The 13,499-nt window shown below is 65.4% G+C and carries 13 protein-coding genes, 1 tRNA gene and 2 pseudogenes; 6 read left to right on the top strand and 10 right to left on the bottom strand.

The annotated features are described in order from the left end of the window. From I5M_RS24310 to tesB, 3 genes and pseudogenes are all read right to left on the bottom strand, one after another. Window positions 1–309: pseudogene (locus I5M_RS24310) on the bottom strand (XdhC family protein); the annotation flags it as partial. A 1-nt stretch (window position 310) separates the two neighbouring features. Next, window positions 311–649, bottom strand: coding sequence for a P-II family nitrogen regulator (locus I5M_RS24305; RefSeq protein WP_022723768.1), 339 nt, complete (start codon window positions 647–649; stop codon window positions 311–313). A 183-nt stretch (window positions 650–832) separates the two neighbouring features. Further along, on the bottom strand, window positions 833–1,708 hold the full coding sequence (tesB, locus tag I5M_RS24300) for an acyl-CoA thioesterase II (RefSeq protein WP_022723767.1): 876 nt from the start codon (window positions 1,706–1,708) through the stop codon (window positions 833–835). Between the two features lie 143 nt (window positions 1,709–1,851). On the opposite strand from tesB, the pseudogene I5M_RS30560 reads away from it, so the two are divergent. Further along, window positions 1,852–3,075 (top strand): annotated as a pseudogene (locus I5M_RS30560) (ubiquinone biosynthesis hydroxylase). 19 nt (window positions 3,076–3,094) lie between these two features. Here I5M_RS30560 and I5M_RS24290 read toward each other — a convergent pair. Then, the gene (locus I5M_RS24290; RefSeq protein WP_083909672.1) at window positions 3,095–4,018 is read right to left on the bottom strand and encodes a LysR substrate-binding domain-containing protein; all 924 of its coding nucleotides are present in this window, start codon (window positions 4,016–4,018) and stop codon (window positions 3,095–3,097) included. A gap of 83 nt (window positions 4,019–4,101) precedes the next feature. On the opposite strand from I5M_RS24290, the gene I5M_RS24285 reads away from it, so the two are divergent. Further along, window positions 4,102–4,638 carry a DinB family protein gene (locus tag I5M_RS24285; RefSeq protein WP_031337437.1) on the top strand — a complete coding sequence of 179 codons (537 nt, stop codon included), beginning with the start codon at window positions 4,102–4,104 and terminating at the stop codon, window positions 4,636–4,638. Here I5M_RS24285 and I5M_RS24280 read toward each other — a convergent pair. The 3 genes from I5M_RS24280 to trxA all read right to left on the bottom strand — a co-directional run bounded on the left by I5M_RS24280 (window position 4,635) and on the right by trxA (window position 6,561). Further along, entirely contained in the window at window positions 4,635–4,829 is a 195-nt protein-coding gene (locus I5M_RS24280; RefSeq protein WP_022723764.1) for a Trm112 family protein, read from the bottom strand. The two genes, I5M_RS24285 and I5M_RS24280, sit on opposite strands and share 4 nt — an antisense overlap. 105 nt (window positions 4,830–4,934) lie before the next feature. Beyond that, window positions 4,935–5,609, bottom strand: coding sequence for an LON peptidase substrate-binding domain-containing protein (locus I5M_RS24275; RefSeq protein ID WP_022723763.1), 675 nt, complete (start codon window positions 5,607–5,609; stop codon window positions 4,935–4,937). Window positions 5,610–5,640: 31 nt separating this feature from the next. Further along, window positions 5,641–6,561, bottom strand: a complete 921-nt coding sequence (gene trxA, locus I5M_RS24270; RefSeq protein WP_022723762.1) for a thioredoxin — start codon at window positions 6,559–6,561, stop codon at window positions 5,641–5,643. Between the two features lie 247 nt (window positions 6,562–6,808). Between trxA and I5M_RS24265 the strand changes: the two genes are divergently transcribed. Then, window positions 6,809–6,883: transfer RNA gene (locus I5M_RS24265), tRNA-Gly, on the top strand. Between the two features lie 238 nt (window positions 6,884–7,121). On the opposite strand, the gene I5M_RS24260 is transcribed toward I5M_RS24265, so the two are convergent. Then, window positions 7,122–7,904, bottom strand: coding sequence for a HAMP domain-containing protein (locus I5M_RS24260; protein WP_022723761.1), 783 nt, complete (start codon window positions 7,902–7,904; stop codon window positions 7,122–7,124). A gap of 891 nt (window positions 7,905–8,795) precedes the next feature. On the opposite strand from I5M_RS24260, the gene I5M_RS24255 reads away from it, so the two are divergent. Beyond that, the gene (locus tag I5M_RS24255) at window positions 8,796–9,584 is read left to right on the top strand and encodes a photosynthesis regulator (protein WP_244432088.1); all 789 of its coding nucleotides are present in this window, start codon (window positions 8,796–8,798) and stop codon (window positions 9,582–9,584) included. Between the two features lie 219 nt (window positions 9,585–9,803). After that, window positions 9,804–10,880 (top strand): hypothetical protein, encoded by a 1,077-nt coding sequence (locus tag I5M_RS24250; RefSeq protein ID WP_022723759.1) that lies wholly within the window; start codon window positions 9,804–9,806, stop codon window positions 10,878–10,880. Here the strand turns inward: I5M_RS24250 and I5M_RS24245 are convergent, their stop codons facing one another. Then, window positions 10,881–12,179, bottom strand: coding sequence for a RuBisCO large subunit C-terminal-like domain-containing protein (locus tag I5M_RS24245; protein WP_022723758.1), 1,299 nt, complete (start codon window positions 12,177–12,179; stop codon window positions 10,881–10,883). 108 nt (window positions 12,180–12,287) lie between these two features. After that, on the bottom strand, window positions 12,288–12,716 hold the full coding sequence (locus tag I5M_RS24240; RefSeq protein ID WP_022723757.1) for a secondary thiamine-phosphate synthase enzyme YjbQ: 429 nt from the start codon (window positions 12,714–12,716) through the stop codon (window positions 12,288–12,290). A gap of 160 nt (window positions 12,717–12,876) precedes the next feature. Between I5M_RS24240 and I5M_RS24235 the strand changes: the two genes are divergently transcribed. Further along, window positions 12,877–13,499: acyltransferase (locus tag I5M_RS24235; RefSeq protein WP_148287952.1), on the top strand; the 623-nt coding region annotated here is incomplete at its 3' end.

Raw genomic sequence — 13,499 nt, 5'->3', positions numbered from 1 at the left:
TCTTAGCGAGGCGGCGTCGGACGCGCCCTGCTGCTTCAGCCGCTCGATGCGCTTGGCATGAGTCTTCTTCGAGCCGAGCGCGCCGATGTAGAAACAGCCGCGCTCGAAGGCGTGGAGCAGCGCCGGATCATCGATCTTGGGATCGTGCGTCACGGCGACGAACGCGGTGTAGGCGTCGACATTCAGCGGCGGCAGCGCGACGTCGGGCCATTCGGCGATCAGCGGCACGTCCGGAAAGCGCTCGGGGCTGGCGAAGGCGGTGCGCGGATCGACGACGGTGACGTCGTAGCCGAGCGTACGTGCCAGCGGCTTAGAGCGCGTCGGCGTCGGTTTCGCCGGTGCGGATACGCAACGCGTGGTCGATCGGCGTGACGAAGATCTTGCCGTCGCCGATCTGGCCGGTGCGGGCGCCGCGGGTGATGACCTCGACGGCCCGGGTAGCCAGGTTGTCGTCGACCGCGATCTCGATCCGCAGCTTGGGCAGGAAATTCACGATGTACTCGGCGCCGCGATAGATCTCGGTGTGACCGCGCTGGCGGCCGTAACCCTTGACCTCGGTGACCGTCATGCCGTGGACCCCGACCTCGGTCAGCGCCTGTCGCACCTCGTCGAGCTTGAACGGTTTGATGATGGCGACGACGAGTTTCATGCAGCAAATCCCCCAGTGCGCGCGGACACCGCCTCGGCGGTGCCCCGATCCTATATGCCGTCTTTAGCGGCAATGCGCGCAGAAATTAAGCGGATTGACTGCCTTCGGAAAAGGCTTTCGTCGTAATCGTGGTCGCGGAGGTCTGGCGGACCCAGATTGGGCTGGCCCTACCTCGTCGTTCGGTCACGCTTTCGGCGTCTCGCGCCGCTCGCGGACCGAGCCTTCCTGGACCACGGACGCCACCAGTGTGCCATCCGGTTTGAAGATCTGACCCCGCGCCAGGCCACGGCCGCTCTGGGCGGACGGCGAATCCTGGGCGTAGAGCAGCCATTCGTCCGCGCGGAACGGGCGATGGAACCACATCGCGTGGTCGAGGCTGGCCGGCATCATCCGCTTGTCGAACAGGGTGCGGCCGTAGCGCGCCATCACGGCGTCGAGCAGCGAGAAGTCCGACGCATAGGCCAGCGCGCACATGTGCAGCGCCGGATCGTCCGGCAGCTTGGCGGCGGTGCGGATCCAGACATGGATGCGGCCGTCCCCGATCTTCTCGCCGAAATAGCGCGCCAGCTCCACCGGCCGCAGCTCGATCGGCCGGTCGCTTTCGTAGTAGCGCTTGATGAATTCCGGCATCTCCTTGAAGAACGGCTGCTTGACGATCTCCTCGGCCGACAGCGCCTCCGGCGGCGGCACGTCCGGCATCTTGTCGTGATGATCGAAATTCGTCGGTTCGTCGTCGTGGAACGACAGCATCATTTCGAAGATCGCGCGGCCGTGCTGGATCGCCGTGATGCGGCGCGTCGAGTAGCTCTTGCCGTCGCGCAGCCGCTCGACCTGATAGATGATCGGCACCGCGGGATCGCCCGGCAGGATGAAATAGCAATGCAGCGAATGCGGCAGTCGGTTTTCGACTGTGCGACAGCCCGCTACCATCGCCTGGCCGATCACCTGGCCGCCGAACACGCGCTGCCAGCTCGTCTGCGGGCTGACGCCGCGAAACAGGTTCACCTCGATCGGTTCGATGTCGAGAATCGAGAGCAGATCGATCAGGCTCTTGGACACGGCTGGCCTCCTTGAGCGACGGCGCGTGATTTCCCTGCGTCGTCGATGTCTGTTAAACCGCCTCGAGCATAGGTTTGGGCGATGCCGCGGCCGGTCCGCGCTCTGTTTCGCCCAGCTCCTCGAATGGCGCAAGAGCGGGAAAAATGACGACACCACGCAGCATCGTGATCGGCGGCGGCGCATTTGCCGGACTGGCGCTGGCGCTCGCGCTACGCCAGGGGCTCGGCCCCGACGTGCCGGTGATCGTCGCCGATCCGGCGCTGGCGCTGCGGCCGTCGCGCGACCCGCGCGCCACCGCGATCGTCGCCGCCTGCCGTCGGCTGTTCGAGGCGCTCGGCGTCTGGGATGAAGTGGCCCCGACGGCGCAGCCGATCGTCGACATGATCGTCACCGACAGCCAGCTCGAGGATGCGACGCGGCCGGTGTTTCTCACCTTCGCCGGCGACGTCGCGCCCGGCGAGGCGTTCGCCCACATGGTCGAGAACAAATATCTCAACGAAGCGCTGGCCAAGCGCGCCGAGGCCGAAGGCGTCGAGCTGCGGACGGTGCCGGTGTCGTCCTATGCGGCGAGCGCGGAGGCGATCCAGGTGACGCTGGGCGACGGCGCCGTCATCGACGCCAGCCTGCTGATCGCCGCCGACGGCGCCAAGTCCAAGTTGGACAAGCACGCCAACATCGCCACCTAAGGGCTGGGAATACGAACAGGCCGGGCATCGTCGTCACCGTCGAGCACGAGCGCGACCACAATGGCTGCGCCGAGGAGCACTTCCTGCCCGCCGGTTCCGTTCGCGATCCTGCCACTGAACGGCAAGCGTTCGTCGCTGGTGTGGACCGAGACCCGCAAGGACGCCGACCGCATCGTCGCGCTGCCGGCCAAGGAATTTCAGGCCGAGCTCGAGACGCGGTTCGGCCTGCGGCTCGGCGAGGTGAAGCCGCTGGATGCGCCAAAGGCGTTTCCGCTCGGCTACTTCGTCGCCCAATCCTTCGTCGCGCCCCGCATGGCGCTGATCGGCGACGCCGCGCACGTGATCCATCCGATCGCCGGCCAGGGCCTCAACATGGGCCTGCGCGATGTCGCGGCCTTGGCCGAAGTGATCGTCGACGCCGCACGGCTCGGCATCGATCCGGGCCAGGCCGACGTGCTCGAGCGCTACGAGCGCTGGCGCCGCTTCGACACCATGGCGATGGGCGTCGCCACCAACGGCCTGAACCTGCTGTTCTCCAACAAGTCGCCTCTGCTGCGCAGCATCCGCGATATCGGCCTCGGCCTCGTCGACCGCCTGCCGCCGCTCAAAGGCGCCTTCATCCGCCAGGCCGCCGGCCTGACCGGCGAGGTCCCGCGGCTGCTGAAGGGCGAAGCGCTGTAAGCGCGCAGCAGACATTTGCTTAGCTGACTTCGTCCGCCGCGGATGAGAGAGCCTCATTGCAGCGCCGCCGCCAAGCGGCGGATTCAGCGACCAGCCAATTGCGGAACATCAGCACCGCCCGCGCATTCCGCGGCGACGCGCGATGGAGCGCGTAGTAACCGTCATCGAGCCGCAACGGCGCGTCGGCTCGTGCACGCAGCCGGCCGGCCTTTATCAACGGCTCGGCATAAGCGGCATCGACCAGGGCAATGCCACTGCCGCCGAGCGATGCGGCCATCGCCTGACTGCGGTTATCGACGATCAGTTCGCGACCTTCGGGCATTGTCCGCGCCAGATGTTTCCACCACAGCGTCCAATCATGTGCGCGGGAGCGCGCGTGGATGAGCGTCGCCGTCGCCCACAGCTTGTTCCCTGACACTCCTGACAAGTAATGCGGCGCCGCAACCGGCAACAGCGTCTCGTGAAACAGCAACGTCGACGTCACGTCTGGCCATTCACCTCGTCCATGACGAATAGCGAGATCGACGTCCTCGGAGGCCAGGTCGACTGCCCGCACGGTGCTGCCGACTGCAATTTCGATGTCGGGATGCTTGTCGTGGAAGCTCGCCAGCCGCGGGATCAACCAGTCCGAAGCGAACGTCGCCACCGTCGAGACGCGCACCTGCGCGCGACGGCGGCGTAACGGCAGAACCGCGGCCTCGATACGTTCGACGGCGTCGCCCAGCGCGGCGACCAGCCGCGCACCTTCCTCGGTCAACACAATCCGCCGCCCGGCTCGCTCCACCAACGCGACGCCAAGCTGCGCCTCCAGATCAGCGATCCGATGCGACAGCGCCGAGCGGGTCACACCAAGCCGCGCCGCCGCGACCGCAAGGCTTCCGTCCTGCGACAGCCGGACAAGTGCCTGGAGTGCGCCGAGCGAGGGAAGCGGCAAAGGAGGCATGTGAACCACGGGCTATGCCAGGTGAGGATATCTCACCAATCGGCAGCAGTCATCGCGCTACAATGGCGGCTATGGAGACACAGATGGACCGCCAGCACTTCACACAATTCGCCGTCTACAATCGTTGGGCCAACGCCCGGCTCTATCAGGCCGCTTTCGCGCTCCCCGACGAGGCATATCGGCGAAACATCGGGGTGTTCTTCGGCAGCCTGCACGGCACGCTGAACCACATCCTTGTTGCCGACCGAATTTGGCTCAAGCGCCTGACCGGTGAGGGCCATGCGCCGTCGCGCCTCGACACCATCCTGTTCGAGGATCGGCGCGAACTGGCGCAGGCTCGCGCCGCCGAGGACGATCGCATCATCCGCATCGTGGACGGCTACAACGACGACGCGTTGTCGGAATTCTTCGAGTACGCCACGACCTCGGGCGTGCCGCACCGGCAGCTCCGGTCCGACGTTCTCCGGCATGTCTTCAACCACCAGACACACCACCGCGGTCAGGCCCACACGTGTCTGTCGCTCGTCACTGGAGCGGAGCCGCCGACGTTGGATCTGCTGGCGTTTCAGCGCGGCACGCCGGCGCCGGATCTTGCCGCCCTCGCGGCGGGCGGTGGCTAGCCGATCCGGCGCGCTTCTTCGGGCAGCATGATCGGGATGCCGTCGCGGATCGGGTAGGCCAGCTTGGCGCCGCGCGAAATCAGCTCCTGACGTGCCGCGTCGAATTCCAGCGTCTCCTTGGTCACCGGGCAGACCAGGATTTCGAGCAGCTTGCGGTCGACGGCATCGGGGCGTTCGGCGGGGGCGGACATGGACGAACTCGGCTGATGAAAAACGCTGCTGATTGATCGGCCAAACCGCGGACGCCGTCAACGCGCCGCCGCAAATCTGCTGACGGCAGTTGCGGGCGGATGTCGCTACTGCAGCGGCGGATCGCCGCTGGTGCGCTTCTTGGCGAGGTCCATTTCGGTGACGGCAATCAGGATTTCGGCGCGGGTCTTGAGATCCGGGGCCTCCAGCATCGCCTGCTTCTCGGCCGGTCCATAGGGCGACATCATCGCCAGCGCGTTGACCAGCGCTTCGTTGGGGGCGCTTTCGACACCGTCCCAGTCGACCTTGAGATTATTGGCTTTGAGAAAATCGGTCAGCACCGACAGCAGCGCTTCGCGATCGACTTCGTCCTCGCCCTTGCGCGCGGTGAAGTCGTCGACGAAGGCGAAGTAATCGACCCGGCATTGCCGGTACGGCGTCTTGACGCTGAGTTCTTCGACGACCTTGAAGCGCGACACGCCGGTGAGTTCGAGGACGTAGCGGCCGTCGCCGGACTCGGCGAGCTGAGTGATGCGGCCGACGCAGCCGACATTGAACAGGGCCGGCCTATCGGGGACCGACGAATGCGCGGCGTCGGGCTGGATCATCCCGATCAGCCGATGACCGTCGCGCAGGCTGTCGTCGATCATCGCCAGATAGCGCGGTTCGAAGATGTTGAGCGGCATCTGGCCGCGCGGCAGCAGCAGCGCGCCCGGCAGCGGAAACACCGGGATCACTTCGGGAAGGTCGGCAGGACCGCGATAGGCGGCATTGATCGGCATCGGTGGCCCCGCTGTGGTTGATACCCGCTGATCAGGAAAACAGAATCGTCGACAGCCGCTTGCGGCCCTCGACGGTCGCGTCGTCGGTGGCACCCCAGGCGTCGAAGAACTGGACGAGCTGCTTGCGCGCGCCGTCGTCGTTCCATTTGCGGTCACGCCGGACGATCTCCAGCAGATGCGTCGTCGCCTCTTCGCGCTTGCCGGCGGCGTTCAGCGCCGTCGCCAGATCGAACCGAGCCTGATAGTCCTTCGGATCGGCCGCGACCTTCTGTTCGAGTTCGGCCACCGGGCCGAGCGACGAAGCCTGCTCGGCCAGATCAATCGCCGCCTGCACGGCTTTGACGGCGGCGTTCTCGCGCTGCGCCTCCGGCACCAGCGCCAAGGTCGACTTGGCCTTGTCGATGGCATCGGTCTGCATGTAGCAGCGCGCCAGGCCGGCGATCGCCTCGATGTTGGTGGCGTCGGCGCGCAGCACCTCCGCATAGACCGACGCGGCGGTCTGCACGTCGCCTTCGGCCAGGATAGCTTCGGCTTCCTGCAGCAACTCGGCCGTCGAGGGCCCGGCGCCGGACATACCGGCGGTGAGCTTGTCGATGAAAGCGGTGACCTGGCTCTCCGGCACAGCGCCCATGAAGCCGTCGGCCGGCCGGCCGTCGACGAAGGCGATCACGGCCGGGATCGACTGGATGCCCATCTGGCCCGGAATCGCCGGATGCTCGTCGATGTTCATCTTGACCAGTTTGACCTTGCCGCCGGCGGCACGCACCGCCTTTTCGAGCATCGGGGTAAGCTGGCGGCATGGTCCGCACCACTGCGCCCAGAAGTCGATGAGGACCGGCTGTTGCTTGGACTCCTCGATGACGTCGCGGACGAAGCTCTGCGTCGTCGTGTCCTTGATCAGATCGGTCGCGGCCTGCGGCGCCGCGCCGCTGCCCTGCTCCATGATTGTCACGTGAGTCCTCGCCTGCTCGTCTGGTCTGCCGCTGCGGCTCCGTCGCCACTCCGGCCCGGTTCACCCCTCTAGATGGACCAGCGGGGAGGATTTGCAACTGGAACCTCGGCACTCGCTCGGCAACCCGGCAAAGAGCCGGCCCGGCGGATGAGCCGATATTCCTGCCTGACGGCTGTTGCATTCGCCGCCCGCTTTTGGCATAGGTCTGCGGCACGGCCGCCGGCGACAGCGCGACGGCCTCTCGGATGCGGGTGTAGCTCAGGGGTAGAGCACAACCTTGCCAAGGTTGGGGTCGAGGGTTCGAATCCCTTCGCCCGCTCCAAGATTTCAGCAAGCAGATGACAAGATGACGACGCAAGTGTGCGAAGGCGCTTTCGCGCCCGCAGCACCGCGGCGCACATCCCCACGTTCTCCAAACCCTAGCGCCAAAATAAAAAGCCCGCGGCGGACCGCGGGCTTTTGGGACTTCGGCTCATCTCTGCAGCGATGAGCCTTGTCTCATCGAACGTCGTGTCGAAGCGCTTCCTTGCCGGAAGCTCGCCCTCACTCGGGCAGCAGGCTCAGACCCGCTTGGGAACGCCGAGGCCGTTATGCAGCCAGTCGTTCCAGGATCTCGACAGCGTCTCGCTGATGGTCTTGCCGTCCGAGAACAGCATCTCGCGGGCGTTGCGGGCAGCCGACTTCAGGTCGCCCCACATCTCTCTGAGATTGTCGACAATACCGAGCGTGCCCGACACCACCCGCTTGGTCTTCAGCTTCGCCAGTTCGATCAGCGATTCCTGAATCTTGACCAGCGAGCGAGCGATGCGGCCGATTTCGTCCGAGCGGCTCAGTGCATGGATGTTCACGGCAACGTCGCCATTGGCGAGGCGAGCCACGTCCTTCTCCAGTTCGCCGAGCGGCTTCAGCAGGCCCTGCGAGATCCGGGTGCCGACCAGCGCGACCACGGCGAACACCACGATGCCGGCGAGCAGCAGCATGGTGCGGCCAGCGCCGACACCGGTATCAGCCGCCTGGGTTACCACCGTCTCGGCGGCCTGCACAACCAAGCCCTGACCTTCGAACGAAGCCGGCATCACCACCGGTCCGGATTCCTGCTGCATCACCAGCATGCCCACGATGCTGCCATCCGCGGCGCGGACAGGCGACAGCATCGCCCCTCCCTGGCCGATCAGGCGATCCAGCGAGGCGACGCTCGCAGCTTGCTTGGCGTGGCTGGCGGTGACTTTCTGCAACACCATTTCACCGACGCCGCCGATGGCCAGCGTCACGACGAACGTGATCCCCAGAACTAGAATCGAAATCTTCTGAGCCAGGCTCCGGTTTGTGAGGTCGAATTGCATCGTATTTCTCCAGCTTTCTTCAATTAGGGGCGGCTTGCCCCCTAAGGTTGAACAGCGTGCTCGACGTTTTACTTTTTGCAGTTAATGAACGATTAACTCCGACGCATCCGGTTTCCGGTAACATCGGTAAACGCCTCACGCTGGAACGGTGAACGAGCGACGGTCGTGCCGACACTCGTTCGTCGAATCGCGAATCACTGGTGAGACAAGAACCCGTCTAACTCTTTGTTTAAACGGCGTAGTTGCTCAGTCGTCACACGACTCGTCGATGTAGTCTCGCGCTGATTCGCGCGCCTGTAAATATACGGGCCAATACCTGATACTGATTGATTTAGGTTAAACCACTAAGCTGGCTTCATTCCTTAACTAATCACCGCTCGACTTGTTAGTTCGAGAGTCATGATACTACCGCTAGGCGCCTTGAACGTAACGCAGGTACAGGAGGGCGCACGTCGACGAGGCGAAGCTAAGTCGCGGATTGAATCGGCATTTCGCTGTCGCCACACACGGCAGCATGACCGGCAGCGCGCTCCAGCTGGTGACTTAGTACCATAAGCAATCCAGCACGGCTGTTGCCGATGAAGGAACGATGCAGGTATCTAGATGCCGCATCCGATGGAAGGCGCCGCGGGGCCGCGACTGTTTGCCGCTGCGTGTCGACGCCCACCGCGCCGAATCCCGATCATTGCACCGGCGCGGTTTTGATCCAGAGCAAGGACGACCTTCGGATTCCGGGCTCCCTTCGCATTGCGGTAACGGCGCTAGAGATTGGCGACTAATCGTCACCGTGCGAGGCGACCTTGTTCTGCTTCCCCTCGGCAGGATCGCGGGTCCCGTTTGAGCTTCCGAGCGATGTTGTATCCGAGGGCCAAACCAGATCGAGGTCGTGCCGTGCATACTGAAAGCATTGTCTCGACGGTCATCCCGCACCTTGTCGTCAAGCACGCTGCCCCTCGCCCGGCCGTCCGCCCAATCAAAGACATCGCCGAAACCCGCGCTGCCGAATTGGCGCGTCTGCTGATCGCGCCCAACCTCACCGACGCTTTCGATCTGATCGATACCTCATTGGCCCGCGCGTCCTCCCCCCTGGCGCTGTTCACCGGCCTGTTCGAACCGACCGCGCGCTGCCTCGGCAATTTGTGGAGCGAGGATATCTGCAGCGAGTTCGAGGTCACGATCGGGCTTTGCCACCTGCAGACCGCAATGCGCCGCATCAGCTTCGATATGTTGTCGGCGTCGCTGTCGCGCTCGCAGCCGCGCACCGTGCTGCTGGTGTCGCAGCCGGGCGAACCGCATTCGTTCTACCCCGCGCTTCACGCTGAGCTGCTGCGCCAGGCCGGCTGGAATACGGTCAGCGAATTCCCCGAGACCGATCAAGAGCTCGCGGAGCTGATCGCCACCGACCGGTTCGACGCCGTCAATATCTCACTTAGCCCGTCGCTGCGCCGCGAGCATTGGCTGCCGCGCATGGCCGAAACGATCCGCACCCTGCGGCAGGCGTCGCGCAACCCGTCACTGGCCGTGGTGGCCAGCGGTCGCCTCTTCGCCGAACGCGCCGATGCGTGCGCGAGCGTCGGCGCCGATGCGGCGACGATCTCGGCGGTCCAGATCGAGCGCTGCCTGATGCGCGCGCTGCTCGAACGCACGGCGCGGCCAGCGGCGAACTTCGCCTGGATCTGATCGACAGCCTCTCAAGCCGGCAGCCTGCCTTGCAGTGAGCGAACTTGTGAGTCCGCAACATCGGCCCAGCGCGGTGTCCGCGTATTGAAGGGGCCGACGTCTTGGCCGGATTGCCAACTCGCTCGATTCACGCGGCGCGGTCATAGTCACCCAAGTGAAGACGGCGCGCCACCAAGCCCGTCTATCCGTCGCGGCATCCATCCGCGAGAGGGACCGGCCATGCAATCCGACACGAAATCCTATCCGCTCGACCGGCTGCCGCCGATCGACTACGACGCCCATCCGGCCTATGGCCGGGTGCTGCCGATGCCGATGCCGGGCCCACGACTGAAGGCGCTGAGCTATTTCGGCTACGGCTTCCTGCTGGCGACCGCGCAGCGGCTGATCGACATCGACCATCTGCCCGCACCCTCCGACAGCGGCAATCGTTTCGTCGCCATTCTGCGCGCGCTGCCGGCCACATTGCGGTTGATCGTGCTGCAGCGGCTCGGCCGCATCGCGGCAGGCGGCGCGTTCGCGCCCAAGACCGAACGTGCAGCGGCCGTACTGGCGCCGCTGCAGCGCGATGGCTTCGTGGCGCTACGCCTTGGCGCCGACCAGACCGGTGAGGTTCGCCGCCTGCTGGCCGCACATTTCGCAACGCTCGACCGCAAGATCGCGTCGCCGGACGATCCTGATAGTGCCCGTCTGGTGGTCGATCCGATCACGGCTCCCGACATCTATAAATGGTTCAATCAAATCGCCGCAGATCTCGGCCTGTCCGAGGCGGCGAGCGCCTATCTCAAGCGCCCGGTCGGCGTCGGCCGCATTGCAGCCCAAGTGATCGATGCGACTCCGACGCAGAGTCCGTTCGCAGATGTGGGCGTCGAGGCATCGCCCTGCGATGGCTACGGCATCGATCTCGCCACCAATGTGCTCAAGTTCGTCATCTATCTCGGCGACGTCGGCCCTTCGGGCGGCCCGCTCAGCTATGTGGCCGGCTCGCAGCGCGCCGCGCGGATCGGCGACGCGCTGATCCGCCGCGCCAATGATCTGTGCGGCTTGTCGTCGACGCTGCCGCAATGGCGCGAGACGTTCTACGCGCTGCCGGCGGGCCTGCAACGCAAGGCTTCGTTCGGCGCCGACATTCTCACCGGCGACGCCAATGCGACGGCGATTGATGCCAACCAGGTGACGGTGACGAGCGAGATCGGCAACGCCGTGCTGTACGACCCGTCGGGCATTCACCGCGACGGCATCGTCCAGCAGGGGCGCCGTCAAGCCGTGGTGCTGACCTTTACCGAACTGGCGAGGTAATCATCGCTTGCCGAACGCCTGCAGCGCGGCCGCCAGCTCCGGCTTGCCGGCAGCGTAGTCGGCGACCGGGATGCCGGCGGCGATCGCCTCCCAGGCCTGACGGATCGATGTCGCGCCGGCAGCTGGGCCCATCGGATGGCCGAACACGCCGCGGCCCGGCACGAAGCCGAAATCAGCGCTGCCGATCTTGCGATAAACGCCTTCCAGCGTCGCCGCCGAATCGCTGCCGCCCGGCACCGGCAGACAAGGCTTGATCGGCCCCATCGGCTCGAGGCAGGCGCGGACGCAGTCCATCACTTCGGCTTCCGGCGTGAACATGCGCGGGCCGAAGCCCGGCATGATGATCACGTCGAATCCGGCGAGCCGCTGCAGCCGTGTCATCACCCGCGAATGAATGCCGTAGCCGGCGAGCCGGCTGAATGCCGCGATGAACGGGAAATGCGCCATCAGCGGCACCCGCGCATGCTTGCGCAGCATCCGCACCGCCGACAGCCCGACCGGCATGGTGTTGACGAGCAGCGCGCCGGCACCGGCATTGACCGCGACATCGTGTAGTTCGGCCAAGCGGTCGACCTCGTCGGTGATATTGGCCAGATAGATCTTCGGCACACCGGTCTCCACCGTGGCCTTGCGGCAGGCGTCGCCGAGCAGCGCGGCGCGCTGCGCCAGCGGGCACCAGTCGACATCGGCCAGCATCTCGTCGTCCTTGGCGATGTCGAGCCCGCCGAGCCAGCTCTGATAGCCGAGTTCGGCGAACGGCTCCGGCGGCAAGCCGATATTCGGCTTGATGACGCCGAAGAAGATCGGCCGGTCGAACGCCTGCAGCCGCTCGCGCAAGCCGGCGACGCCGAAACGCGGGCCGTCGAAGGCAGCGAGATAATTGTCCGGAAACCGGATGTCCTGCAGCCGAATCAGCGGGATGCCGGGCGCGAAGAACACGCCCTCGCCGCACACGGCCGACAACAGATTGGGAATCTTCGGCCCGAAATTGCGATGCGGATGCGCGATGGTGACCCGGCAGGCATGGACTTCGCCCTGCGCAGCGCTTTCCACCGCGATGCTGAAGCCGCCCGGCTGCTTTTGCGCATGCAGCTCCAGCACCTTGGCGGCGAAGCGCGGCCGAAAGTCCTCGTCGAAGCCGACCCGGCGCCACTGCGCCGTCGATTGCTCGCTGCACAGATGCGCCGCTGCCTCGCGGGGATCGCCGGCGCATTCGAAGCTGAAATCGAGCTCGATGTAATCGTCGAGATTCAGATCGCTGCGCGTGGCGTAGAAGCCTGCAATGTCGTCGGGGGTCATGGCAAAAATCCAGAACTACCAGCAGGTCGTCATACGCGGGGTCGGCCCGCGTATCCATCCGGAAACGAGACTCTTTGGACGGAGCGGCGGCCGAACCGCGCGGAGCCCTCAGCCCTCGCCCATCGCCTGCAATTCGACCTGGCGGCGCGGACGCGGACCGTCGAGCTCGATGAAGAAGATCGACTGCCACTCGCCGAGCAGCATTGCGCCGCCGGCCAGCGGGATCGTCTCCGACGAATTCATGAACAGGCCGATCAGATGCGAATGCGCATTGTCGCGGCCGTCGACCGGATCGAGATTGTGCAGATAGTCGCCGTCGCGCGGCACCAGCCGCTTGAGGAACGTCAGCATGTCGCGCTCGAGCTGCGGCTCGCGCTCGTTGATGTTGATGCGCGCCGTGGTGTGCAGGCAACTCACCGTGACGAGGCCGTCCCTGACGCCGCAGCCGACGACGAAGTCACGCACCGCATGGGTGATGTCGATGAGCTGGATCGGCGCCGTGGTGGCGAGTTCGAGATGATGGCGAACGATGGTCATCGCGGATCCGGCGCGCATGCGAAGCTGCACCTCCCTGTTAGCGCGGAACCGCCGACGCGGCAACGCTGCCCGCCGCGGATCGCGGGCCTATATTTCTAATCATTGCCGTTGCGGCGTGTTCGCGATAGACGCAGCCACTCCGCCACAGCCGAACGCCACGATGACCCCTGCCTATCGCCGCGATATCGACGGCCTGCGCGCCGTCGCGGTGCTGCTGGTGGTCGCCTTTCACGCTTTTCCTCGGGCGCTGCCCGGCGGCTTCATCGGCGTCGACATTTTCTTCGTGATCTCGGGCTTTCTGATCAGCGCGATCATCCTGGGCGGCCTGCGTGGCGGCGAGTTCAGCTTCCGCACCTTCTATGCGCGGCGCATCAACCGGATCTTTCCGGCCTTGATGCTGGTGCTGGCGGCCTGCGCGATCGGCGGCTGGGTGCTGCTGTTTCCGCTCGATTACCGCGACGCCGGCCGGGCGATCGCGGCGGGCGCCGCCTTCGTGGCCAATCTGGCGCTGCTCCAAGACGCCGGCTATTTCGACAGCGCCGCCACGCTCAATCCGCTGCTACATCTGTGGTCGCTTGGCGTCGAGGAACAGTTCTATTTGGTGTGGCCGCCGCTGCTGGTGCTGGCCTGGCGCCGGCCGCGCGGCGCGATGATCGCCGCGGTGGCGATTCTGCTGGCGTCTTTCATTGCCAATGTGCTGATCACGCCCAGAGCTCCGCTGACGGCTTTCTACCTGCCGGTGACGCGGTTCTGGGAATTGATGACGGGCTGTCTGCTGGCGAT

It is taken from the genome of Rhodopseudomonas sp. B29, assembly GCF_000333455.1.
In the GTDB taxonomy this organism is placed as follows: domain Bacteria; phylum Pseudomonadota; class Alphaproteobacteria; order Rhizobiales; family Xanthobacteraceae; genus Rhodopseudomonas.
This window is presented reverse-complemented; position numbering and strand designations above follow the sequence as displayed.

Coding starts and splice junctions, on each gene's coding strand:
- I5M_RS24305 (WP_022723768.1), bottom strand. CDS start 649: ATGAAACTCGTCGTCGCCATCATCAAACCGTTCAAGCTCGACGAGGTG.
- I5M_RS24290 (WP_083909672.1), bottom strand. CDS start 4,018: ATGCCTCCTTTGCCGCTTCCCTCGCTCGGCGCACTCCAGGCACTTGTC.
- I5M_RS24285 (WP_031337437.1), top strand. CDS start 4,102: ATGGACCGCCAGCACTTCACACAATTCGCCGTCTACAATCGTTGGGCC.
- I5M_RS24280 (WP_022723764.1), bottom strand. CDS start 4,829: ATGTCCGCCCCCGCCGAACGCCCCGATGCCGTCGACCGCAAGCTGCTC.
- I5M_RS24275 (WP_022723763.1), bottom strand. CDS start 5,609: ATGCCGATCAATGCCGCCTATCGCGGTCCTGCCGACCTTCCCGAAGTG.
- I5M_RS24260 (WP_022723761.1), bottom strand. CDS start 7,904: ATGCAATTCGACCTCACAAACCGGAGCCTGGCTCAGAAGATTTCGATT.
- I5M_RS24250 (WP_022723759.1), top strand. CDS start 9,804: ATGCAATCCGACACGAAATCCTATCCGCTCGACCGGCTGCCGCCGATC.
- I5M_RS24245 (WP_022723758.1), bottom strand. CDS start 12,179: ATGACCCCCGACGACATTGCAGGCTTCTACGCCACGCGCAGCGATCTG.
- I5M_RS24240 (WP_022723757.1), bottom strand. CDS start 12,716: ATGACCATCGTTCGCCATCATCTCGAACTCGCCACCACGGCGCCGATC.